Source organism: Candidatus Acidulodesulfobacterium acidiphilum, assembly GCA_008534395.1.
Classification (GTDB): Bacteria; SZUA-79; SZUA-79; order Acidulodesulfobacterales; family Acidulodesulfobacteraceae; genus Acidulodesulfobacterium_A; species Acidulodesulfobacterium_A acidiphilum.
Window position 1 is genome coordinate 105,287 of record SHMQ01000004.1, and the last position, 22,109, is coordinate 127,395.

General features: G+C 35.8%; 22 protein-coding genes, 1 tRNA gene and 1 pseudogene. 21 read left to right on the forward strand and 3 right to left on the reverse strand.

Annotated features, from left to right (window positions below; translation table 11 throughout):
- Positions 1-37 precede the first annotated feature (37 nt).
- A complete protein-coding gene (locus EVJ48_02550) occupies positions 38-394 on the reverse strand; it encodes a hypothetical protein (protein ID RZV40067.1) in 357 nt (118 codons plus the stop codon).
- 153 nt (positions 395-547) lie between these two features.
- Between EVJ48_02550 and EVJ48_02555 the strand changes: the two genes are divergently transcribed.
- The 6 genes from EVJ48_02555 to folK all read left to right on the forward strand — a co-directional run bounded on the left by EVJ48_02555 (position 548) and on the right by folK (position 5,452).
- A complete protein-coding gene (locus EVJ48_02555) occupies positions 548-1,300 on the forward strand; it encodes a diguanylate cyclase (protein ID RZV40068.1) in 753 nt (250 codons plus the stop codon).
- Positions 1,301-1,367: 67 nt separating this feature from the next.
- Positions 1,368-2,294, forward strand: coding sequence for a chemotaxis signal transduction protein CheV (locus EVJ48_02560; GenBank protein ID RZV40069.1), 927 nt, complete (start codon positions 1,368-1,370; stop codon positions 2,292-2,294).
- A 200-nt stretch (positions 2,295-2,494) separates the two neighbouring features.
- On the forward strand, positions 2,495-2,707 hold the full coding sequence (locus EVJ48_02565) for a peptidoglycan-binding protein (GenBank protein ID RZV40092.1): 213 nt from the start codon (positions 2,495-2,497) through the stop codon (positions 2,705-2,707).
- A 150-nt stretch (positions 2,708-2,857) separates the two neighbouring features.
- On the forward strand, positions 2,858-3,571 hold the full coding sequence (gene bioD / locus EVJ48_02570) for a dethiobiotin synthase (protein ID RZV40070.1): 714 nt from the start codon (positions 2,858-2,860) through the stop codon (positions 3,569-3,571).
- A gap of 43 nt (positions 3,572-3,614) precedes the next feature.
- Complete coding sequence (locus tag EVJ48_02575; protein RZV40071.1) at positions 3,615-4,775, forward strand: LL-diaminopimelate aminotransferase; 1,161 nt, start codon at positions 3,615-3,617, stop codon at positions 4,773-4,775.
- Complete coding sequence (gene folK / locus EVJ48_02580) at positions 4,772-5,452, forward strand: 2-amino-4-hydroxy-6-hydroxymethyldihydropteridine diphosphokinase (GenBank protein RZV40072.1); 681 nt, start codon at positions 4,772-4,774, stop codon at positions 5,450-5,452. Before EVJ48_02575 ends, folK begins: the two co-directional genes overlap by 4 nt.
- Here folK and speD read toward each other — a convergent pair.
- A complete protein-coding gene (gene speD / locus EVJ48_02585; GenBank protein ID RZV40073.1) occupies positions 5,449-5,856 on the reverse strand; it encodes an adenosylmethionine decarboxylase in 408 nt (135 codons plus the stop codon). The genes folK and speD overlap by 4 nt on opposite strands.
- Positions 5,857-6,079: 223 nt before the next feature.
- On the opposite strand from speD, the gene EVJ48_02590 reads away from it, so the two are divergent.
- From EVJ48_02590 to EVJ48_02655, 14 genes are all read left to right on the forward strand, one after another.
- On the forward strand, positions 6,080-6,430 hold the full coding sequence (locus tag EVJ48_02590) for a c-type cytochrome (protein RZV40074.1): 351 nt from the start codon (positions 6,080-6,082) through the stop codon (positions 6,428-6,430).
- Positions 6,431-6,676: 246 nt separating this feature from the next.
- Positions 6,677-7,033: a cytochrome c gene (locus tag EVJ48_02595; GenBank protein ID RZV40075.1), complete on the forward strand. Its 357-nt coding sequence runs from the start codon at positions 6,677-6,679 to the stop codon at positions 7,031-7,033.
- 174 nt (positions 7,034-7,207) lie between these two features.
- The gene (locus tag EVJ48_02600) at positions 7,208-8,197 is read left to right on the forward strand and encodes an Lrp/AsnC family transcriptional regulator (GenBank protein RZV40076.1); all 990 of its coding nucleotides are present in this window, start codon (positions 7,208-7,210) and stop codon (positions 8,195-8,197) included.
- Positions 8,190-8,798 carry a MotA/TolQ/ExbB proton channel family protein gene (locus tag EVJ48_02605; protein ID RZV40077.1) on the forward strand — a complete coding sequence of 203 codons (609 nt, stop codon included), beginning with the start codon at positions 8,190-8,192 and terminating at the stop codon, positions 8,796-8,798. Before EVJ48_02600 ends, EVJ48_02605 begins: the two co-directional genes overlap by 8 nt.
- Positions 8,799-8,849: 51 nt before the next feature.
- Positions 8,850-9,248: a biopolymer transporter ExbD gene (locus EVJ48_02610; protein ID RZV40078.1), complete on the forward strand. Its 399-nt coding sequence runs from the start codon at positions 8,850-8,852 to the stop codon at positions 9,246-9,248.
- A 56-nt stretch (positions 9,249-9,304) separates the two neighbouring features.
- Positions 9,305-10,597 carry an adenylosuccinate lyase gene (locus EVJ48_02615; protein ID RZV40079.1) on the forward strand — a complete coding sequence of 431 codons (1,293 nt, stop codon included), beginning with the start codon at positions 9,305-9,307 and terminating at the stop codon, positions 10,595-10,597.
- A 25-nt stretch (positions 10,598-10,622) separates the two neighbouring features.
- Positions 10,623-10,877, forward strand: coding sequence for a phosphoribosylformylglycinamidine synthase subunit PurS (gene purS / locus EVJ48_02620; protein ID RZV40080.1), 255 nt, complete (start codon positions 10,623-10,625; stop codon positions 10,875-10,877).
- A 15-nt stretch (positions 10,878-10,892) separates the two neighbouring features.
- Positions 10,893-11,609: a phosphoribosylformylglycinamidine synthase subunit PurQ gene (gene purQ, locus EVJ48_02625; GenBank protein RZV40081.1), complete on the forward strand. Its 717-nt coding sequence runs from the start codon at positions 10,893-10,895 to the stop codon at positions 11,607-11,609.
- A 215-nt stretch (positions 11,610-11,824) separates the two neighbouring features.
- Positions 11,825-14,089, forward strand: coding sequence for a phosphoribosylformylglycinamidine synthase subunit PurL (gene purL, locus EVJ48_02630; GenBank protein ID RZV40082.1), 2,265 nt, complete (start codon positions 11,825-11,827; stop codon positions 14,087-14,089).
- Positions 14,090-14,107: 18 nt separating this feature from the next.
- Positions 14,108-15,520 (forward strand): amidophosphoribosyltransferase, encoded by a 1,413-nt coding sequence (locus EVJ48_02635; protein RZV40083.1) that lies wholly within the window; start codon positions 14,108-14,110, stop codon positions 15,518-15,520.
- Between the two features lie 81 nt (positions 15,521-15,601).
- The gene (gene pyrE, locus EVJ48_02640) at positions 15,602-16,186 is read left to right on the forward strand and encodes an orotate phosphoribosyltransferase (GenBank protein RZV40084.1); all 585 of its coding nucleotides are present in this window, start codon (positions 15,602-15,604) and stop codon (positions 16,184-16,186) included.
- Positions 16,187-16,196: 10 nt separating this feature from the next.
- Entirely contained in the window at positions 16,197-16,838 is a 642-nt protein-coding gene (locus tag EVJ48_02645; protein RZV40085.1) for a hypothetical protein, read from the forward strand.
- 8 nt (positions 16,839-16,846) lie between these two features.
- Positions 16,847-18,487 carry an L-aspartate oxidase gene (locus tag EVJ48_02650; protein RZV40086.1) on the forward strand — a complete coding sequence of 547 codons (1,641 nt, stop codon included), beginning with the start codon at positions 16,847-16,849 and terminating at the stop codon, positions 18,485-18,487.
- Positions 18,488-18,732: 245 nt separating this feature from the next.
- Positions 18,733-21,483, forward strand: coding sequence for a diguanylate cyclase (locus EVJ48_02655; GenBank protein ID RZV40087.1), 2,751 nt, complete (start codon positions 18,733-18,735; stop codon positions 21,481-21,483).
- A gap of 156 nt (positions 21,484-21,639) precedes the next feature.
- Here the strand turns inward: EVJ48_02655 and EVJ48_02660 are convergent.
- A tRNA-Ala gene (locus tag EVJ48_02660) sits at positions 21,640-21,715 on the reverse strand.
- 257 nt (positions 21,716-21,972) lie between these two features.
- Between EVJ48_02660 and EVJ48_02665 the strand changes: the two are divergent.
- Positions 21,973-22,109 (forward strand): annotated as a pseudogene (locus tag EVJ48_02665) (AAA family ATPase).

Below are 22,109 nucleotides of genomic sequence, written 5' to 3' on the forward strand. Positions count from 1 at the left end.
CAATTAGGAGGCTAATACAAAATGAGACATAGGAGTATCAAGGGTTTTTAGACTTTATTGGCGAAGTTGGGTTATACACTCTCCCGTATTTTCTGGCGTAAATAAATCTTTTATTAAAAGGCGAAAGCGGATAGCCGTCCTTATCGGTTTTAATGTTTTTGATATAGCCTTTTTTAATTAAAACGGAAAGATTTTTGGGAAATTTTTTATATTTTATTCTGTATGAAATCAATGCAAGGTTTAATTCCTGGATTTCTTGGACATATTCTGTTTTTTTTGCTAATTTGACATAGACGTAATACCTGTTTATTATTATAACCGCAAGAACGAAAATAAATATTAAAACAATTATATTTTCAAGAGCGGTTTCGGAATGCTTGTTTAATTTCGTCATAAAGGTAAAATAATAAAAATATCCGGTTTAAAATTTAGACGGCAAAAGCTAAAAAAGGTGAAAAAATAAATTGTAATAATTTATAAAAAAATATAAAATTTGATAAATGCTTTTAAGATAATTTAAGTTTTATAAAAAATAATTAAAAATATTATGGATAAGAGACGATATTATTATGTTATAATTTCGCTGATTTTTTTACAGATTATATCGACCGCTATAGTTTTAATTATTAATTTTATAAATATATCGGCTAATAATTCAAGCATTATTTTATATACAGAGCCGTTTATATTTATTTTAACCTTAGCCTTATTTGCAATTGTAATAAAGTTTAAGAAAAAAATATTCGATCAAGACCTCGAAAATATGGCTTTGACCGACGGGCTTACCGGTCTTTATAACAGAAGATATTTCGACATGTTTTATGAAAATATATTCAATCAAAGTTCAAGATACGGTATTCCGCTGACGTTAATTATGTGCGACATAGACCACTTTAAAAAAATAAACGATACATACGGACACGATAAAGGAGACATAGTTTTAAAAGAGATTTCAAATATATTAAAATCAAATACCAGAAAAACCGACATTGCGTCAAGATTTGGAGGGGAAGAGTTTATACTTTGCCTTCCTTCTACCGAAATAACGAGCGCATTGGACGTGGCGAGAAAAATTAAGCAGATGGTTTTAAACGTTAAAACAAAAGATATAAAAAAAGTAACCGTCAGTATGGGAGTTACTTTTTACAGAACAGAGTTTGATAGCAACCCGACAGGACTTTTGAAACGATTGGACGATCTTCTTTACGAAGCAAAAAAAAGAGGAAGGAACAGAATAATTTCCGAAGACCACGCCGGCGATATTATAGAAGTCGAAGAAAATCCCTGGTTAGACGAATAAGTTATAATTTATATTGTAACGCCGATATTTGTACAAATAATTAATTTTTTGTTAAAGGAGAAAGGCTATGGCAAATAGGATAAATCCCGGCCACGATATTTTAGAAGTAGGTCAAAACAGAATGGAATTGGTCGATTTCAGGCTGTTTCGCATAGACGAGGAAGGCGAGGAAAGAGAAGGCATTTACGGGATAAACGTTGCAAAGGTTATAGAAATTATTAAAATGCCGGAAGATATATCCGAAGCCCCTAATACTTCGGAGTTTGTAGAGGGCATGTTTAATTTAAGGGGCAACGTCGTTCCTTTGGTCAATCTCCCCAAATGGATGGGCATTGTCGAACCGGAAGAATTAAACAGAAAGAATTATAAGGTTATAATAACTGAATTTAATAGGATAAAAGTAGGATTTATAGTACATGAAACCACAAAAATAAGGCGTGTTTCATGGGACGATATCAGCGCTCCGGAACTGTCGTCTGTAAGTTCGGTAGATTCTAAAGTAACGGGAATTATCAAGGTCGAAAACGACGAACTTCTTCTTTTGCTGGACTTTGAATCGATAGTCGACGAACTCGGTTTTTACAACAGGGAAAATATGGAAATAGAAACTGAAAAAAATGAATTCGGCGGCAATAAAACTATACTTATAGTCGACGACTCGTCTTCGGCGAGAAAAATAATAAATAATGCATTAACTAAGGAAGGATTCAAAACAGTGCTTGCAGAAAACGGAAAAGCAGCTCTTGATGAGGTTTATGAAGATAAGTATAATTTTAGCGCAATTATTTGCGACGTCGAGATGCCCGTTATGGACGGCTATACATTCACTAAGACCTTAAAGTCCGACGATAAGTATAAAAATATTCCGATTATAATGCACTCTTCCTTGAGCGGGACCGAAAATTCTGAAAAAGGAGAGCGTGCCGGCGCAGATTTTTATGTGGTAAAATTCGACCCGGTAGAATTTATAAGCACTATAAAAAAGGTGCTTTGACAAATTAAAATTAAGTTGCAATTAATAATTAAAAATGGTAAAAATATTAATTAAATATTTTTAATAAGGAGGTGAGAAATTAATTGAAAAAAGTATTATTATCGATTTTGTTCCTAACTTTAATAGCAATACCTTCCAGCTCTTTTGCCGCAGTTAAACAGGCAAAAAAAGCATCAGCTAAAAAAGTCGTAGCCAAGAAGATGGCCGTAAAAAAAGCCGTTAAAACAGTATCTTCCGCTACAGTAAAGGCTGTTCAGCAGGCTCTTGCTAAAGACGGATTTTTTAAAGGCAAGGTTGACGGAATGATCGGACCGGTTACTACGAATGCCGTTAAAGCTTTTCAGAAAAAAAACGGACTTAAGGCAGACGGTATAATAGGTCCAATGACGCTTAAAAAATTAGGCGTAAAGTAATTTTTCATGAAATTTGAATTTTATTGGAAAAAAGGCGACAGATTAATTTTCTGCCGCCTTTTTGTTGTTAATTTTTAAATATATAGCGCTCATATTTTGTTTATTTTTTATAGATTGCACATTTCTATTAACTTTTTTAATGTTTAAAATATGGCTGAGAAAATATTTTTTATTACTGGAATCGATACCGGCATAGGTAAAACATTTTGCAGTTCCCTGCTGTTGTCGGCTATTAAGGAGAAAGGTTATGATGCCGGCTATATGAAGCCCGTCGAAACCGGCGTCGAAACCGGCGAAGACGGCTTAAAAAAATATATAGACGGTTTTTACGTTAAGACATACTGCGATTTAAAAGAAAATCTAGACATTATAACTCCGTATACTTTCCGGCTGCCTCTGTCGCCTTATGCGGCGCTTAAAAAAGAAGGCGGAGAATTATGTATTAAGGAAATCCTTTTTAAATTTTACGAACTTAATAAAATTCACGATTATATGCTGGTGGAAGGAGCAGGCGGAATGCTTGTTCCCTTAAAACGCGGTCATTTTATGATAGATATCGCAAAATATTTAGACGCAGGGGTTGTTTTAGTTACTAAAGCCGGTTTAGGAATGATAAACCAGACGCTTTTGAGTATAGAATATGCATTGAATAAAGGAATTAAAATGTCCGGCATAATTATAAACAATGTCTTAGGCGAAAAAGATGAAAGCGTATCCTCCAACAAAGAAATTTTATGCGAATTTACCGATGTTCCTATTATCGGCGAAATTCCATTTATTCCTAAAGAAAAACGATACGGAGAAATAAAAGTACACAAAGACTTTGCTTTAAAATATATAGACTTAGAAAAAATTTTATTATAAAATATTAATAAAAATAATTATTTCTTAAGGAGGATTACTATTCATGCGTCTTAATCAGTCCGATAGACTTAAACAATTGCCGGTGTATCTTTTTGCTGAAATAGATAAACTAAAGTCTCAAGTAAAAGCTAGGGGCGTCGATATTATAAGTTTTGGAATCGGAGACCCCGACCTGCCGACGCCGAAAGCAATAGTCGATGTTTTAAAGAAAGAAAGCGAAATAGACGCAAATCAAAAATATCCTTCATATGAAGGTCTTTTGAAATTTAGGGAATCGGTTTCGAACTGGTATAAAAAAAGATTTAATATTACGCTTGACCCGGAAACCGAAGTTCTGTCTTTAATAGGCTCAAAAGAAGGAATAGGACATTTACCTCTTGCTTTTGTTAATCCGGGCGACGTAGTTTTGATACCGGATCCTGGGTATCCAGTTTACAGGGCAGGCACTATTTTTGCCGGCGGCATCCCTTATATTATGCCGCTTAAAGAAGAAAACGATTTTTTGCCTGATTTTTCAATTATACCCAACGATATTTTAAAAAAAGCAAAACTTATGTTTCTTAATTATCCGAACAATCCTACTTCCGCATCGGCGGACAGACATTTTTTCAACGAGGTAGTAAAATTTGCAAAGACCAATGAAATTATAGTCGCGCATGATTTTGCGTATTCCGAAGTTTATACGGGCGAAAAGGGGAACGATTCCTTTCTTGAAGCAAACGGCGCAAAAGAAATAGGAATAGAGTTTCATTCGCTTTCTAAAACGTTTAATATGACTGGTTTCAGGATAGGGTTTGCGGCAGGAAACGAAGAAATAATAAAGGGACTCGGAGCCGTTAAAACAAATCTGGATTCCGGAGTATTCCAAGCCATTCAGCTTGCCGGAGCCTACGGATTAGACAACGAGCTTAAAGCAGTCGAGGATAATAATAAAATATATAAAAAAAGACGCGAACTTTTAGTGTCCGGTTTGGAAAAATTGGGTTATAAAGTGTATAAATCCGATGCAACGTTTTACGTTTGGGCGCATGTTCCTAAAACAGGCATGACTTCTAAGGATTTTGCCGTATCGCTCTTAAATGAAACGGGAATAATAGTTACGCCCGGTTCAGGTTTCGGCGAAAACGGCGAAGGTTTTGTGCGGTTTTCATTGACTATAAGCGAAAACCGTATAAAAGAAGCTTTAGTAAGAATGGGAGCATGATTTTAGCAGACGCTAAGCTTGACGAGGAAGATTTTATCGTATGTTTAGGATTAGGCAGTAATGTCGGCGATAAAGAGTCTAACTTATTAAAAGCATTGGATTTTATTAAAAACGGAGCAAAAGTTTTTAGCGGAATTAGCCCTAAGCATAAAAGTCCGCTGTCTGATGTAAAGATTTCAGGCGTTTCGTCCATATATCTAACCTCTCCGGTCGGAAACGAAAATCAGCCTTTCTTTTTAAACTGCGCTGTTATTCTTAGCATTCAGGCAAAATCGTATAATAATATAGACGACTTCTCAAGTTTTTTTCATAAACTGTTGTCGTTTCTTAAAAATATCGAAAAAATTATGGGCAGAAAAGAATATTCGGTAAGATATATGCCCCGTGTTATTGATATAGATATTCTTTTTGCTTATAATGTCAGTTCAAAAAAATATATTCATATAGATTTACCGGATTTAAAAATTCCTCACAAGGAGATTTTTAAGCGGCTGTTCGTCATGTTTCCCTTATTAGACCTTATAAATATTTCGAACGGTTTTATTTTAAAAAAGCCGTTCGATAAAGAAAGCATAAAAAAAGCCCTTGCAGATTTAAAAAAAACAGATGCAGGGGCTTCCCAGAAAATATCTTATTACGCCAAATTCGACGAAAATTTAAGAGGAATTGCACGCTAACGAGCGACGAGCTTCTCCTCGCAGAGTACTTTATGAGGAAGTTCTTCGTTGTAAATAGATATAAGGCCTCTTTTTATTTCCATAATTTGCGGCTCTAACGAACCGAATCTTTCCACTAAAAATTCTGCGGCCTCCTGAGGTTTAATTATGTCGCCGCAAGTAAAAATATCTACGGCCGCATAATCGTATTCGGGCCATGTATGAATAGAAAGATGAGATTCGGCAATAATAACCATTCCGCTTATTCCGAACGGATTAAACTCATGAAATTTATGCTCGACTATCGTAGCTTTTGCTTCCGATGCCGCATCCAGCATTGCAGTTTCTACAAACTCAAGATCGTCTAAGATATTTTTTCTGCATTTTTTTAATTCTAAAAGCAAATGCGTTCCTAATGAATTCATTTTACATACCTCCTTCGGAGAACTAAAATCCCCAGCTAAATTTTAATAAATAAATAAAATTTTACACGATTTTTTATTATATGTTATTTACCGAAAAATGCAAGAAAAAAATATATAAAAAAACAGATAAAAATATTGACTTAATTTTTTTTTTAGTATATTATTTGATAATAAAGAAACAAAGCATTATTAATTTATTTAATTTTAAGGGGGTAGAATTATTATGAAAATGAAAAAAGTAATTTCGTCTTTATTAATTGCTTCTGCTTTAACTTTTAGCGCTACTACGGTTTTTGCTTCCACCGGTTCTTCGCTTTTCAGCTCGGAAGGATGCATAGCCTGCCACACTATTAACGGACAGGGCGGTTCGGTTGGACCGGACCTTTCACATGTCGGCAGCAAAAGAAGCCTTTCTTGGATTAAAACTCAGATTACAAACCCTTCCGCTCATTTTGCGGCGGGCAGTTCCGTAACTATAAACGGACAATCTTATACGGCTATTATGCCTGCGCATAAGCATATGTCGGCTTCAAAGCTTAACGCTCTTGCCAGTTATCTTGAATCATTGAAATAATTTTTCTATTAATCATTATGTCTGTCCAATGCCGGCGTTATTTGACGGCGTTCAGGACAGACATAAATTTATTATTTAAAAATACCGAATTTACCTATATTAAATACCGTAATTTATAAATTATTAATTTTTTATTTTTTAAATTTTATCTATAGTTTTGCGCTTTAATTTTTTATTGATTATTTTTATCGTTAAAATATTATTGAGATATAATAATATTTATTAAAAAAAAGGAGGTGAATTACAATGTTTTCAAAAATGGGTAAATTAATTACTGCCGCTGTAGTATTTGCAGGAGTATCGTCGTTTGCAGTTTCGGCTTTTGCTGCTTCCGGCCCTGCATTATTTAGATCTGAAGGATGTATAGCCTGTCATACCATCGACGGTCACGGCGGGCAAGTAGGTCCGAATCTTTCTCATATAGGTTCCCAGAGGAGCCTTTCATGGATTAAAACGCAGATAGTAAATCCCGGAGCGCATTTTGCTTCAGGAAGTACGGTTACTCTTAACGGAAAGTCCTATATGGCTATTATGCCGAATCACAAAAACATGCCGGCTTCAGATGTTAATACTATTGCAAAATATCTTGAGTCTTTAAAGTAATCGTCCGAGGATAATTTAAAACTAAAAGATAACGCAAAAAATTGTTTGAAAACCTCCAATCGTTAAAATTTAATACGATCGGAGGTTTTTCTTTTTTCTTGACGGTTATTCGGCTAAACTGTTATAATTTATATAAATAAAATTATTAATTATATTTTGCCGAATTTAAAATCTATGGAACTTGAACTTACAGACAGAAAAATATTAAATATTCTTCAGTCCGATTTTCCTATCGCCAAACACCCTTTCTTAGAAATTGCCAATATTACCGGCATAAAAGAAGATGAAGCAATAGACAGAATATTACGCATGAAAAGCGGTAAAATTATCAGACAGATAAGCGCAATATTCGATTCGCACAATATCGGCTATAAAAGCACTCTTGCGGCCTTTAAGGTAGCGGATAAATCGGCGGATTCGGCTGCAGAAATAATAAATTCGCATAGCGGAGTGAGTCATAATTATCTAAGAAACCACAAATATAATATATGGTTTACGATAACTCTTCCTTCCGAATACTCGCTTGAACAAGAAATAAAAAAGCTCTCGGAAAAATCGGGAGCGGAAGACTATCTTATTCTCCCTACCCTGAAACTTTATAAAATCGGCGTTAATTTTGATATGACCGGCGCAGACGATGCTTCTTCTTTTAGGTTCTTTTCCCATGAAGATTTTAAAAAAGATTCGGAAATAAAAATTTCCGAATTTGAAAAAGCTTGCATAAGAGAACTTCAAAAAGATATAGAAATTACCCATGAGCCTTTTAAGAATATGTCTGATGTTTTAGGTATTTCTCAGGAAAAATTGCTTGAAACCGTAAAAAATTTTATAAGCGAAAGAAAAATGAGAAGATTTGCCTGCGTTTTATATCATCAAAAAGCGGGATTCAGCTACAATCTTATGGGGATATGGAAAACAAACAATGAAGAAGCCGATAAAAACGGCAAAATTATGTCTTCCGTTAAAGAAGTTTCGCACTGTTATCTTAGGCCGGTTTATCCCGGAAGATGGGAATATAATATATTTACTATGATACATGCAAAATCAAAAGAAGAAGCATGGAATATTATGGATAAAATTTCTTCATTAACAGGGCTTATGGATTTCGGCGCTCTCGAAAGCACAAAAGAATTTAAAAAGGTGAGGGTGAAGTATTATGTTTAATCAAAGCGAACTGCTTACGGAATTTTTTTTATATCCTTTAATACTGTGTTCGGTTATTGCGCTTGCAATAATAATAGAACGTTTTTACAGCCTTAGGAAATCCAAAATTTTTCCTGAAGATTTTCTTGCCAATGTAGAGAAATCTCTAAAAAACGGGGACATAGAAAAGGCTAAAGGTATGTGCATGACGGCAAAAACGCCTATAGCCAAAATTTATCTTTCTATCATAGACAACTATAAAAATCCTATAGATACCGTTAAATTAGAGGTTGAGGAATCCGGCAAGAGGGCATACTTAGATCTTGAAAAAAATTTAGAAGGACTCAGCGCTATTACTACTATATCCCCTTTATTGGGACTGCTTGGAACCGTAGTAGGCATGATAAAGGCTCTCAGCGCCGTATCATACAGAAACGGCATAGCGAATCCGCATCTTCTTGCGCTAGGCATTTCGGAGGCATTGTATTCAACGGCTATCGGACTTATAATAGCCATAGTATCTTTTTTATTTTTTAAATATTTTGCTTCTAAAGCGTTTAACTTTGGAGCGGTTATGGAAGACACCGCATCAAGGGTTATATCTTTTATTAAAGCAGAGTGAAAATAATTTTATTATAATCATAATTAGCGCTGATTATATAAGACAAGTAAAATGAAATTTACGTCTAAAAGAAAGCCCGACCCGATAATTAACGTTATTAACATGGTTGACGTATTTTTAACCCTGTTAATATTTTTTATGATGACGACGACTTTTACTTCAAATTACGGCATAAAAATTCATCTGCCGAAATCAGGAGCAAAATCTTTCGCTTCTTCAAAAAAACCGGTAACGCTTTATATTACTAAAGCAGGCAAGATATATTACAGAAATAAAGAGCTTTCGCTGAAAGAATTGTCTTTATTTTTAAAAGACGTTAAAAAGTCGCAGGGAAACGCCACTATAATTATAAAAGCGGATAAAAAATCTACTGCCGCAAGCATAGTAAACGTAATGGGATTAAGCATAGAGCACGGATTGTATAAAATAGCTATCGCTACGAAAAAATAAAAGATCGGACGAAATTAAGATAAACTATAAAAGAAAAGCAATCAGGAGGTCTAAATTTGATAGAAAGATATTCTCTTCCGGAAATAGCCAAAGTATGGTCGCTTGAAAATAAATACAGGACTTGGCTGAAGGTTGAACTTGCCGTATGCACGGCTTACAATAAAATAGGAAAAATCCCCGATACTTCTTATGAAAATATAATCCGGAAAGCAAAGTTTAACGTTAATGAGATACAGGAAATAGAAAACGTTACAAAGCACGACGTCATAGCTTTTTTAACAAACGTCGCAAAATATGTAGGCGAAGATTCAAGGTTTATTCATCTTGGACTTACTTCTTCCGACGTCGGAGATACATCCTTTTCTTTACTGCTAAAAGAATCTCTCGAATTAATACTTAAAAAAATAGAAATTTTAAGAGAATCTTTAAGAAATCAGGCATTAAGATATAAACATACGCCGGTAATGGGGAGAACGCACGGAATACATGCAGAGCCGGTAACGTTCGGATTTAAACTCCTCATATTTTATGAAGAAATTAAAAGAGCCGAGGAGAGAATAAAAACGGCGATAAAATCGGTATCTTTTGGCAAACTGTCCGGTGCCGTAGGGAATTATGCCAACATTTCGCCCGAAGTAGAACAGGCGGCTCTCGATATTCTAGGGCTTAAACATATTTTATCTAATCAGGTTATACAGAGAGACGTTTATGCGGATGCTTTTTATTCCCTTGCCTCCATTGCCGCATCATGCGAAAAAATAGCTTTAGAAATCAGGCATCTAATGAGGACGGAAGTTGCCGAAGCCGAAGAGCCTTTTGCGCCTGGACAGAAAGGTTCGTCGGCAATGCCGCACAAAAAAAATCCTATAGTATCCGAAAACATTTGCGGGCTTTCCCGCGTAGTCCGTTCTAACCTTATAGCTTCGCTTGAAAATATACCGTTATGGCATGAAAGAGATATTTCGCATTCTTCAGTCGAGAGAATAATTGCGCCTGATTCTACGATTTTAGTATATTATATAGTTCATCAGCTGACTTATTTGATCGAAAATTTAATAGTCAAAGAAGAAAATATGTTAAAGAATATAAATTTGACTAAAGGCGTTATTTTTTCGCAAAAAGTTTTGCTTACCCTTATAGATAAAGGGATGCTAAGAGAAGACGCATATAAAATAGTGCAGGGTCTTGCCCATGAAAGCATCCGTTCGCAGATAGATTTCAGCGAACTGTTAAAAAAAGATGCATCCGTTTCTAAGCATCTTACGGCTCAAGAAATAGATGAATTATTCGACATTAATTATTATTTTAAATATATTAACTATATTTTCGACAGATACAATGCGGAATAAAACGGTAACGGTAAACGAGGAAAAAATGAATAAAAAAGCTTTTATAAAAATAATGCTGAAAGATGAAGTATTAGACCCTCAGGGTAAAGCCGTTTTGTCGGTTCTTAAATCCTCCGGTTACGATAACGTAAAAGACGTAAGAGTAGGCAAGTATATAGAGGTCGATTTTGCCGGAGAAGTAAAGGACGGACATGTCGCTCTAAAGGGAGAGGCAGAAGAGATTTCAGAAAAAATTTTGTCAAATCCCCTAATCGAAGAATTTACTATAGAAATTAAATAAAATTAAATATTACTTATGAATAATAAAAAAATAAAAGCCGGCATAACGGTTTTTCCCGGCTCGAACTGCGATGCCGACGTATATAGGGTTTTGAACGAAGTATTTGGGCTTAGCGCCTCGTTTATATGGCATAAAAATAAAATTAAAAATCTTGGCGAATATGATTTTATAGTAATTCCCGGCGGATTCTCCTACGGCGATTATTTAAGATCCGGCGCTCTTGCCGCCAGAAGTCCCGTAATGGAATACGTTAAAGACTATGCCTATAAAAGCGGTATAGTGTTAGGAATATGCAACGGCTTCCAGATACTTCTTGAAGCAGGTCTTTTAAACGGGGTTATGCTCACCAATAATTCTTTAAAATTTGAATGTAAAGACGTTTATTTAAAAACGCTAAATACGGAAACGCCTTTTACATGCGCTTTAAAAAAAGACTCTTTGCTAAAAATGCCTATTGCCCATCACGATGGGAACTATTTTGCGGAAAAGAAAATAATAAAAGGCTTAAACGATAAAAATGCCGTAATTTTTAAATATTGCGACGAAAACGGCGATATAACCGAACTTTCAAACCCCAACGGTTCTATGTATAATATTGCGGGCATTTCAAACGAAAACGGCAATATTATGGGGTTAATGCCCCACCCCGAAAGATCTTCCGAAAAAATACTCGGAAGCGAAGACGGAGGATATATATTTAAGTCTATCGTTAAATATGTAAAAGAAAGATAAAAAATAAAATACAGCCTTAATCCTGCAACTGAATTACAGAAAAACATTTGAATATGTTATAATAATTAAAAATGCGTAAGAAAAAGGTGAAGAAAAAGGTGTCAGATTTTATTTTACGCAGACGAATAGCAACAACTAACGATAAAAGATTTTGCGTAAAATTAATCTGACACCTTTTTCAAAATATAATAATTAGAAAAATAATAAAATTTAATATGGACAAAGATAACGTTAGCGCTAAAAAAAACGATATAAAAAAAACCGAAAAACTTTTCGGTTTGTCCGCGGAAGAATATGGCAAAATTTCGGAACTGCTCGGACATGAGCCGGATGCTTTTGAACTAGGTATATTTTCGGCTATGTGGTCGGAACACTGTTCTTATAAAAGTTCCAAAGTTTATTTGAAAACTCTGCCGACGGAAGGAGGCAAAGTTCTTATAGGACCGGGCGAAAATGCCGGAGTAGTGGATTTTGGAGACGGCGACGTACTTGTGTTTAAAATGGAAAGCCATAATCATCCTTCTTTTATAGAGCCTTTTCAGGGTTCGGCCACCGGAGTAGGCGGCATTATGCGCGATATCTTTACTATGGGAGCAAGGCCGGTAGCAAATCTAAATTCTTTAAGATTTGGAAGTTTTTCTCATCCAAGGACTCCTTATTATCTGTCGGAAGTCGTTAAAGGAATAGGTTTTTACGGAAACTGTATGGGCGTTCCGACCGTAGGCGGAGAAGTCGTATTCGACGAATGTTATAACGACAATATCTTAGTAAACGCTTTTACTATAGGTATAGCTAAAAAAGACGGAATATTTCTTTCCTCTAAGTGCGAAGTCGGCAATATAGTAGTTTATGTCGGTTCATCGACCGGAATGGACGGAATACACGGAGCTACTATGGCATCGGAAGAATTCGATTTAAAAAAGAACAAAAAAAGAAGCACCGTTCAAGTAGGGGATCCTTTTACGGAAAAACTTCTTCTAGAAGCATGCCTTGAAGCTATGGAAAAAAAACTTATAGTTTCTATACAGGATATGGGCGCCGCCGGTTTAACCAGTTCGTCGTTTGAAATGGCGGATAGCAGCGGAAAAGGAATGATTATAAATTTAGACGCAATTCCGTTAAGAACGTCCGAAATTACTCCGGTAGAAATGATGTTATCGGAATCTCAGGAGAGAATGCTGCTGGCATGCGGCAGGGATAAATTTAACGAATTAAAAGCGGTTTTCGACAAATGGGGATTGAATTGCGTCGAAGTAGGCGAAGTTATTAAGGAAAAAGAAATCAGATTTTTTTATAAATCAAAACTATATAAAACGTTAAGCGTAAATACCGTAGTAAACGGACCCGAATATAAAAGGCCGGTTAAAAAACCTGAGTACTTAAACAGCGTAAAACCGTTAAATATAGACAATTATAAAATACCGGAAAATTTTAACGATACAGCCTTCAAAATAATAACGCATCCTAATATAGCCTCTAAAAAAAGCGTTTTTACCCAGTACGATTATACGATAGGGACGGCTACCATTGTTCCGCCGGGCTTTTCCGCCGCGGTTTTAAGGGTTAACGTCGGAGGAGCAGGTAAAAAAGGCTTTTTGTTAAACGCAAGCGGAAACTCAAAATATACATATTTAGATCCGTTTACCGGAGGAGCGCTTGCCGTGACCGAGTGTTCGCGCAATATCAGCGCTTGCGGCGGATATCCGGCAGCTATTACCGACTGTCTTAATTTTGCAAGTCCCGAAGATCCCGAAGTTATGTGGCAGTTCGTAAATGCATTAGAAGGCATAAAATCTGCCGCATTAAAATTAAATACTCCTGTTATAAGCGGAAACGTTAGTTTTTATAACGAAACTGCAAAAAAAGACGGCGATAAAATGACGGTTCATAAAATTTATCCTACGCCGGTTATAGGCATGCTCGGTTTTATAGACGACGTCGAAAAAGCGGTAACCCCGTATTTTAAAAACGAAGGCGACGAAATTTATATTCTGGGCAGATTATCCGGCAATCTCGGCGGCAGTTTGTATATGGACTTAGAATACGTAAATTTTATGCAAAAACCTTCTAAGATAGATTTAGATTATGAAGTCCGACTTCAAAACTGCCTGAGGTCGTTAATAAATAAGGGATTATTAAAAAGCGCCTCTGATATTAGCGAAGGCGGAATTTTTGTTTCGCTGGCGGAGAGCGCAATAACGTCTCCAAATCAAACTCTCGGCTTCGCAGTAAATTACGATACCTCAAAAAGCGGCGTTAGAATAGACTCTTTCTTGTTTTCTGAATTCGAACAGGCGTTTATAATAAGCGTAGATAAAAAATTAAGCGGACCGCAAAAAACGGCTGTTTCGGAAATTTGCGCCGATTACGGAATAAAATTGGAAAAAATCGGCAATGTTAAAAAAGGCATAATGAAAATTAACGACAAAATAGACTTAAAAAGTGATAAAATAAAAGAAGGATATTTTTCCGTTATTTAAATTATTTATTTAATAATTATGGAAGAGATAAAAGACGAATGCGGCGTATTCGGTATATACAATAACGAAGAAGCCGCTAAAATAACTTATTTGGGACTTTACGCGCTTCAGCACAGGGGACAGGAGTCTTGCGGAATAGCATCGTCGGATATGAACGGCTTGTATTTTCATAAGAGTCTTGGTCTTGTAAACGACGTATTTAAAGAAAATACACTTTTGCAGCTCAAAGGAAAAAACGCCATAGGACATGTAAGGTATTCAACGGCAGGGGAAACGCTTCTTAAAAATGCTCAGCCTCTTGTCGCCGATTATTATTTCGGTTCAATAGCAGTAGCTCACAACGGAAATATTACCAACGCCCACATAATAAAAGACGAGCTTGAAGAAAACGGCTCTATTTTTTCATCTACTTCCGATACCGAAGTCGTTATACATCTAACGGCTTTATCTAAAGAAAACCTTCTTATAGACAGGATCGTAAGTTCATTAAAAAAACTTAAAGGCGCATACTCTTTCCTGTTTCTTTCTGAAAAAGAGATGATAGCCGCAAGAGATCCTTTCGGTTTTAGGCCTCTCGTTATGGGAATGCTTAACGGTTCTATAGTTTTTGCTTCGGAAACATGCGCTTTAGATCTTATAAATGCCGAATATATAAGAGACGTAAGGCCGGGCGAAGTAATACTAGTCAACGGCGAGGGCATCAGAAGCATATTTCCGTTCAGGATAGAAAGAAATTCGGCCTGCGTATTTGAACTTATTTATTTTTCACGACCCGACAGCATTTTTAACGGTAAATCAATTTATAGCTTGCGCATCCAAATGGGCAAAGAACTTGCAAAGGAGTCCACTCCCGATGCAGATATAGTAATACCCGTTCCGGATTCGGGAGTACCGGCGGCTTTAGGTTTTTCAAAAGGCTCCGGCATAGATTTTGAAATGGGCTTTACAAGAAACCACTATGTAGGAAGAACGTTTATAGAACCTAAAAAATCCATAAGGCATTTCGGCGTTAAAGTAAAACTAAATCCCGTTCCGGACGTTATAAAAGGCAAAAAAGTCGTCGTCGTAGACGACTCTGTAGTAAGGGGAACGACTTCTAAGAAAATTGTCGATATGTTGAAACTTGCCGGCGCAAAAGAGATCCATCTTCGTTTAAGTTCGCCTATGGTTATTGCTCCATGTTTTTACGGAATAGACACGCCGGTAAAGGAAGACCTTATGGCGGCCAAATACAGCGAAAAAGAGATAAACGCCAAACTCGGCGCTACTACTACAAAATTTCTTTCGATAGACGGTTTAAGCAGGGCTGTAGGAAACGGTATTAATTTTTGCGAAGCATGTTTTTCAAACGTTTATCCTCAGGAAACTTTCGACGAATCCGAATATGAAAATCAAGTACAGTTGAAACTGTTTAGCAAAGAAGTTTTTTGAAGAAATTTATAAAACGGCGCAATATGACTAATATGTAATTAATATAATAATATATAAACAGTCTTTATACGGTAAAAAATAATGATAAATAACGATTTAAACGATACCTCCGAAACACTTAAAACGTCCGTATTGAATGCCGTAAAAACTTTATGTTACGAAAAAAAAGAATTCGTTCTTGCCTCTGGTAAAACAAGCGACTTTTATATAGATTTACGCAGAATTTCTTTTGACGGCGAGTATTTATATCTTATCGGCAGACTGCTTTACGATGAAATTAAGAAAATAAAAGATCTAAAATTTTCGGTAATTGCCGGCGTTCCGGTGGGAGGCATTCCTTTAATTTCCTCAATACTGACCGCGAGTTTTTTGGATAAAAATCCTTTAAAATCAGTCGTTATCAGAAAAGAAAAAAAAGAATACGGCAAAGGCAATCTTATCGAACCTGTACAGTTTTTATCCAAAGGAGCAAATATTTTAATAATAGAAGACGTCGTTACTACGGGCGGTTCTATTTTAAAAGCCGTAAAAAACGCGCGTGAAGAAGGTTATGAGATAACGGATGCGGTCTGCGTCGTCGACAGACAGGAAGGCGGAGCCGAATTTCTTAAAGAGAACGGCATTGAGCTTCATTCCTTATTTACTAAAAAAGATATAATGCAATAATATTATACTTATGAAAAAAACAGTTTTTTTAATAATTTTACTTTTTGTATTTGTCATACCTGTTTTTCTGTTGTCCGGTTGTTCCGTTTTTAGTTCTCTCGGTTTAAAACATCCGTTTCCGTCAAACGGCGGATATCGTTCGGCTTTGCGTAAAGCGACCCGCAAAGCAGATATATACAATAACCTTAATACGGTAATGTATATAAGGGCTGCTTATTTCGATAAGTCTTTTATGCGTTCATATGAAGATAAATATTACGGTTATTATATGGAACGCCCCAAAAATTTAATAAAAAAAATCGGAAAAAGTACCGTATTTTTAGTTTCGGTTTACACCCCCCGCAAATCTTATAACAACTTAGATTCAAAAAGATCGATATGGATGGTGTATTTAACGAATAACGAGGGCGAAAGCATTATGCCGCTCAGCATTAAGCCCTCGCAGCAAAAAAAAGTTTTTTTAAAGAAATTTTTTCCTTACGTTACGGACTGGTCAAGGCAGTATATTATAAAATTTCCAAAATATTACGACAAAAAAGAACATAAATTATTTTTAAACTCCGGCGTTAAATGGATTAAACTTATAATTACCGGAGTAAACGGAAAAGCCGTTTTGAAATGGAATTTACACAGCGGCGCAAATAAATATTAATTTATTTTATGCATTATAACGTTCTGGTTATAGGTTCGGGCATAGCAGGTCTTTCGCTTGCAAATAGATTTGACGACTCTGTTTCGGTAGGAATTTTTACTAAAAAAGAAGAAGCGGAATCAAATACAAACTATGCTCAGGGCGGGCTTGCCGCCGTTATGAATCTCGATAAAGATTCGTACGAAAAACATATCTTAGATACGCTGACCGCCGGCGACGGACTTTGCGACGAAAATATAGTAAGAATGGTCGTAGAGGAAGGTCCCGGCATCGTACAGGATCTTTTAAGCTGGGGCGTTAAATTTGCCAAGCATTCCGAAAACAATAAAGAGTTCGATCTGGGCAGGGAAGGCGGGCATTCCGAAAGAAGGGTTTTGCATGCGGGGGATATAACAGGCAGAGAAATAGAAAGAGCGTTAGTCGATACTTCACGAGAAAAATCAAATATAAAAATATTTGAAAATCACATAGGCATAGATTTAATTACCGCCCGGAAGCTAAAAATAGAAAAATATAGGGAAAACAGGGTTTTAGGCGCATACTTTTTGAATAAAAATACCGGCAAAGTGATAACCGTTAGTGCCGATATAGTAGTGCTTGCTACGGGCGGAGCCGGAAAAGTCTTCTTATACACTTCAAATCCCGATATATCTACCGGCGATGGAATAGCTATGGCGCACAGGGCAGGAGCTAAAATAGCCAATATGGAATTTTACCAGTTTCACCCCACTATACTTTACCATCCGGAAGCAAAGTCTTTTTTAATATCCGAAGCTCTCAGGGGAGAGGGCGGCACTTTAAGATTAAAAGACGGAACTCCTTTTATGGATAGCGTTCACCCGCTGAAGAGTCTTGCTCCCCGCGATATTGTAGCAAGAACAATCGACTTTGAACTTAAAAGAACCGGAGACGAATGCGTATATCTCGATATGACCCACAAAAGCAGAGAGTTTTTGGAAAAGAGATTTCCGGATATTTTTAAAACTACGTTGAGTTTCGGCATAGATATGTCTAAAAAATGGATACCCGTCGTTCCTGCCGCACATTATTTATGCGGAGGGATATTGACCGACGAAAACGGTTTAACATCCGTCGGCGGTCTTTATGCCATCGGAGAGGTAGCCTGCACAGGACTTCACGGTGCAAACAGGCTTGCAAGCAATTCTCTGCTAGAAGGATGCGTTTTTGCTAAAAAGTCTTACGAAGCGGCGCAGCGGTTTTTGAAAGAATCGCTCAAAATTTCCGAGCCTAAAGTTTCAAATACGTCTAATTCGGATGTCGTCGAAAATGAAAAGCCGGCATTGCCGGAATGGAAAGATTTCGGTTTAACGGGCGGCGACGAAATGATAGTCGTTTCTCATAACTGGGACGAACTCAGGCGGACTATGTGGAATTATGTCGGTATAGTCAGGTCGGACAAACGTTTAGAGAGGGCAAAAAGGCGCATAGACAACCTGCTTTACGAAATCAAAGAATACTATTGGAATTTTAAGATAACGACAGACCTCCTGGAACTTAGGAATATAGCCGAAGTAGCAAGTCTCATCGTAAATTCCGCAATGTTAAGAAAGGAATCTCGCGGTACGCATTACAATATAGATTATCCGGAAAAAGACGATAAGAACTTCAAGCATCTTACTGTGTTATAATAAAAATAATTATAAATATTATCGTTCATATCTTGCTATTATTTGTTAAATTGATTGTTTTTCGCAAAAGATAGATTACAATTATTGTATATTATATATAATAAGAGGTTATAGTTTTGCCTAAAAACAGCAAAAGTAAATCATCCATATCTCAAGCCGAAAAACGTCAACTAACGGCAATCCATATATTTTTCTTATTCCTAATTTGTATTGTATTGTCTATATTTGCACATGAAACTATAAGCATGAAAAAAAATATAGAAAGTCGTCTCCGGGAATATTCAACTTTGACCGCTTCAAATCTATCTGCTTCTATTAAAGATCAAATAAATGCCCATTTTCACGATCTTAACTTTTTAAAAAAAGAATTTTTAAACGTAAACGACGGTCATCTATCCCCAAGTAAAAAAGCGCTTCAAGTTTTTAAAAGTTTCAAAAAGTATCATCCGGGTATTGCGGCTATAAATATTTTAAACAGCTCAATGAATAAAGTAGTCTGGTCAAGCTCTAAAAATGCTTTTAAAAATATACAAAATACTATTTTTACTAAGGTATACGGTTATAAAGACCGATACGTAGGAACGTTATATTTTGAAAAATATAATAAAAAATTTGTTATACCTATGAACGAACGGATAATTGATAAACAAGGCTATACATTGGGTTTTATCGGTTCGCCTTTTATTATCTCTAACTTTAATGCAATCAGTACTCCCCGATATATAAATGCTTATCTTATGGAAAAAATATCAGGCAAAACGATATCTTCATGGCAAAAAGGAAAATTCGACATTAATGAGAAAAATCCTCAAAATTTTTCAGGCGGCGCTTCTATAAAAATTGCTGATTATCCGTGGATAATAAAAGCGGGTTGGACAAGCTCGACCTTTGAGAAGTTATTTTGGAGAAAAGAACATATTTATTTAATAATTGTAATTTTATTTACTCTTTTATTTATAATTTTAGACGTAATAGCAAATATAACGTTTAAAAAAATTTTACGTCTTAAAAGTTATCAATCAGCCGCTATTAGCGCTCAGGAAGCCGTTTTATTTTTAAAAAACGCAGAAAGCATATATAAACATATCGTTGATTTAATAGTTGCTAAAACCGATTCTATGGGATCCGTTTTAGTCGTTCCGGATAAAGAGAAAGGTTATTTTATTCCCGTCGCCGCATGTGCGGACGACGAAGAGCATGAGAAAAATCTTTTAAAAATAAAACCATCCTTTAGAAGCGACGATATAATGGGAAACATGCCCGTATCGATAGCTTATAAAGAAAAAAAAGTGATCGGGCCTATTTATAGCTTTAATAAAAAAATTATAGATAAATATCCGACGTTTTCCAGAGTAAAAAGTTTGATGGCTTTTCCTATATTTAAGGATTTAGAATCTGATCCAGCGGCTATCTTAGGAATACAATCCGATTCAAAATATTATTTCAACAAAGATATGATTAGCGTAATAAAACAACTTATAAATTCATTAGGATTAGCGCTTAATAATATAGACGTTAATAAACGTTTGGTTTACGAGACAGAACATCAGAAACGGCTTATAGAGTTCAATTTCTTTTTAGCACAGATGAATCAGTTGATAAGCAGAACGGAAAATGAAAAAATTTTTATAGACTCTATATGTGAAATGGCAGTAAATTATATCGGTTTAAAATTAGTATGGATAGCGCAGCCCGATGAAAAAGGAGACGTGCATTTTATATCTTATCAAGGAATTCAAGGATTAGTCGAACGTTTAAATATTTCGGTTAATTCAGACGTGCAGGAGGGACACTCCAGCGTCGGCAGAGCATGGCGCTCAAAAAAAGCCGTTTATATTCCTTCATTTAAAAATGACCCTTCTATGCGTCCATGGCTTGAAATAAACAAAGAGTTCGGTTTGCTGTCCAGCGCCTCTATGCCTATAATGAGAGGCGGAGTTATTTGGGCGGTATTAACTGTGCTTCATTCGGAAGAAAACTTTTTTGACGATGATCTTAAAAATCTAATGGAAGAAATAGCTTTAGATATAGGCTACGGTTTAGACAGGATAGATCTTATAAACGATAAAAAAAGAGAATCGGAAATAAGAAATGCATTTTTAAGTAATACTTCCGCCGGTATTGCTTTAATCGGCTATCCCGACAGAGTTTTTATCGATGCTAACTATGCCGTTATTAATGCATTGGGTTATCCGGATATAGAATCCTTAAAAAGGCATAGTCTAACCGAGATTTATCCTGATGAATCAACTTATAAAAGAATCGAGGGGACAGCTAATAAGATATTGAAAGAAGGAAAGGGATTTGAACGCGATATACCGATATTAAGGAAAGACGGAACAATTATTTATGCCGATTTTTACGGACAAAAAATAAATGGATGGGCTGGCGGCAAAGAACAGATATTATGGACAATAATGGATATAACGGAAAGACACAGGCTGGCAGAAGAGCTTTCTTATCAAGCTTTTTATGACGAGCTTACCGGTCTTCCAAACCGCCGCTCATTATCCATTGAGATGGAAAGAGCAATATCGAGAACAAACCGCCGCAAAAAATTTCTTGCCTTTTCTATTATGGACATAGACGATTTTAAGCCTATTAACGATACATTCGGGCATCATGTCGGAGATTATGTATTAAAAATAGTTTCCGCCAGACTTAAGGAAGTATTGCGCAAGACCGATTTTATTGCGAGACTCGGCGGAGATGAATTTGTTATTATCGTTGAAGATATAGATAATAAAAACGAGCTTGAATCTATATTGGAAAAAATAGAAAAAAAGATTAAAGAACCTATATTTTTAGAAAATAGCAATGAAATAACCGTCTATCTTAGCATGGGCGTTTATATGTACGACGGTACTATTAAAAGCAAAGAATTGCCTAATCCCGATAATTTTTTGCGTTACGCCGACCAGGCATTATACGAGAGCAAAAATAAAAAGTCCGACCGCTTAAAATATTACGCTTTTTATGGAGAAATATTACAATAAATTATTATATTTTTTCATAGGATACTGCATAGGATAGATTGTATAGGATTTATAGGATTTTATAAACAGCGTATTTGTTTATGTTTCTTGCTTATTCTTAAATTATCTTGATACTATGTATGAAAATCCTATACAGTTAATTTCGTTGCCAATAACTGGTGGAGCTGATCGGGGTCGAACCGACGACCTCTTGCATGCCATGCAAGCGCTCTGCCAACTGAGCTACAGCCCCATTATATAAATTTCGGTTTAATTAATTTATTTATAATACTATAATATGAAGTTTTAAGTCAATAAAAAACATAAACCCAAAAATGTATTAGCCCCCTAATTGACTGGAATAAAATAAGACACTATAATTAAAGTCAATGGGGGGTAAAAAATGGGATTAAATTTAAGAAGAAAATTTTCGGATGACGATAAGATTAAAATCCTGCAGGAAGGATCTATCAACGGAGTTCCGCAAACTTTAAGAAAATACGGTATAGGGCAAAGCTTATTTTCGAACTGGTATCGCAAAGATATGAAAAAGGAAGCATAATCGTCACGTCCAACAGGAGCTTTTCGGAATGGGATAAAATATTTTCCGATTCCGTACTTGCTACCGCAGTTTTGGACAGGCTTCT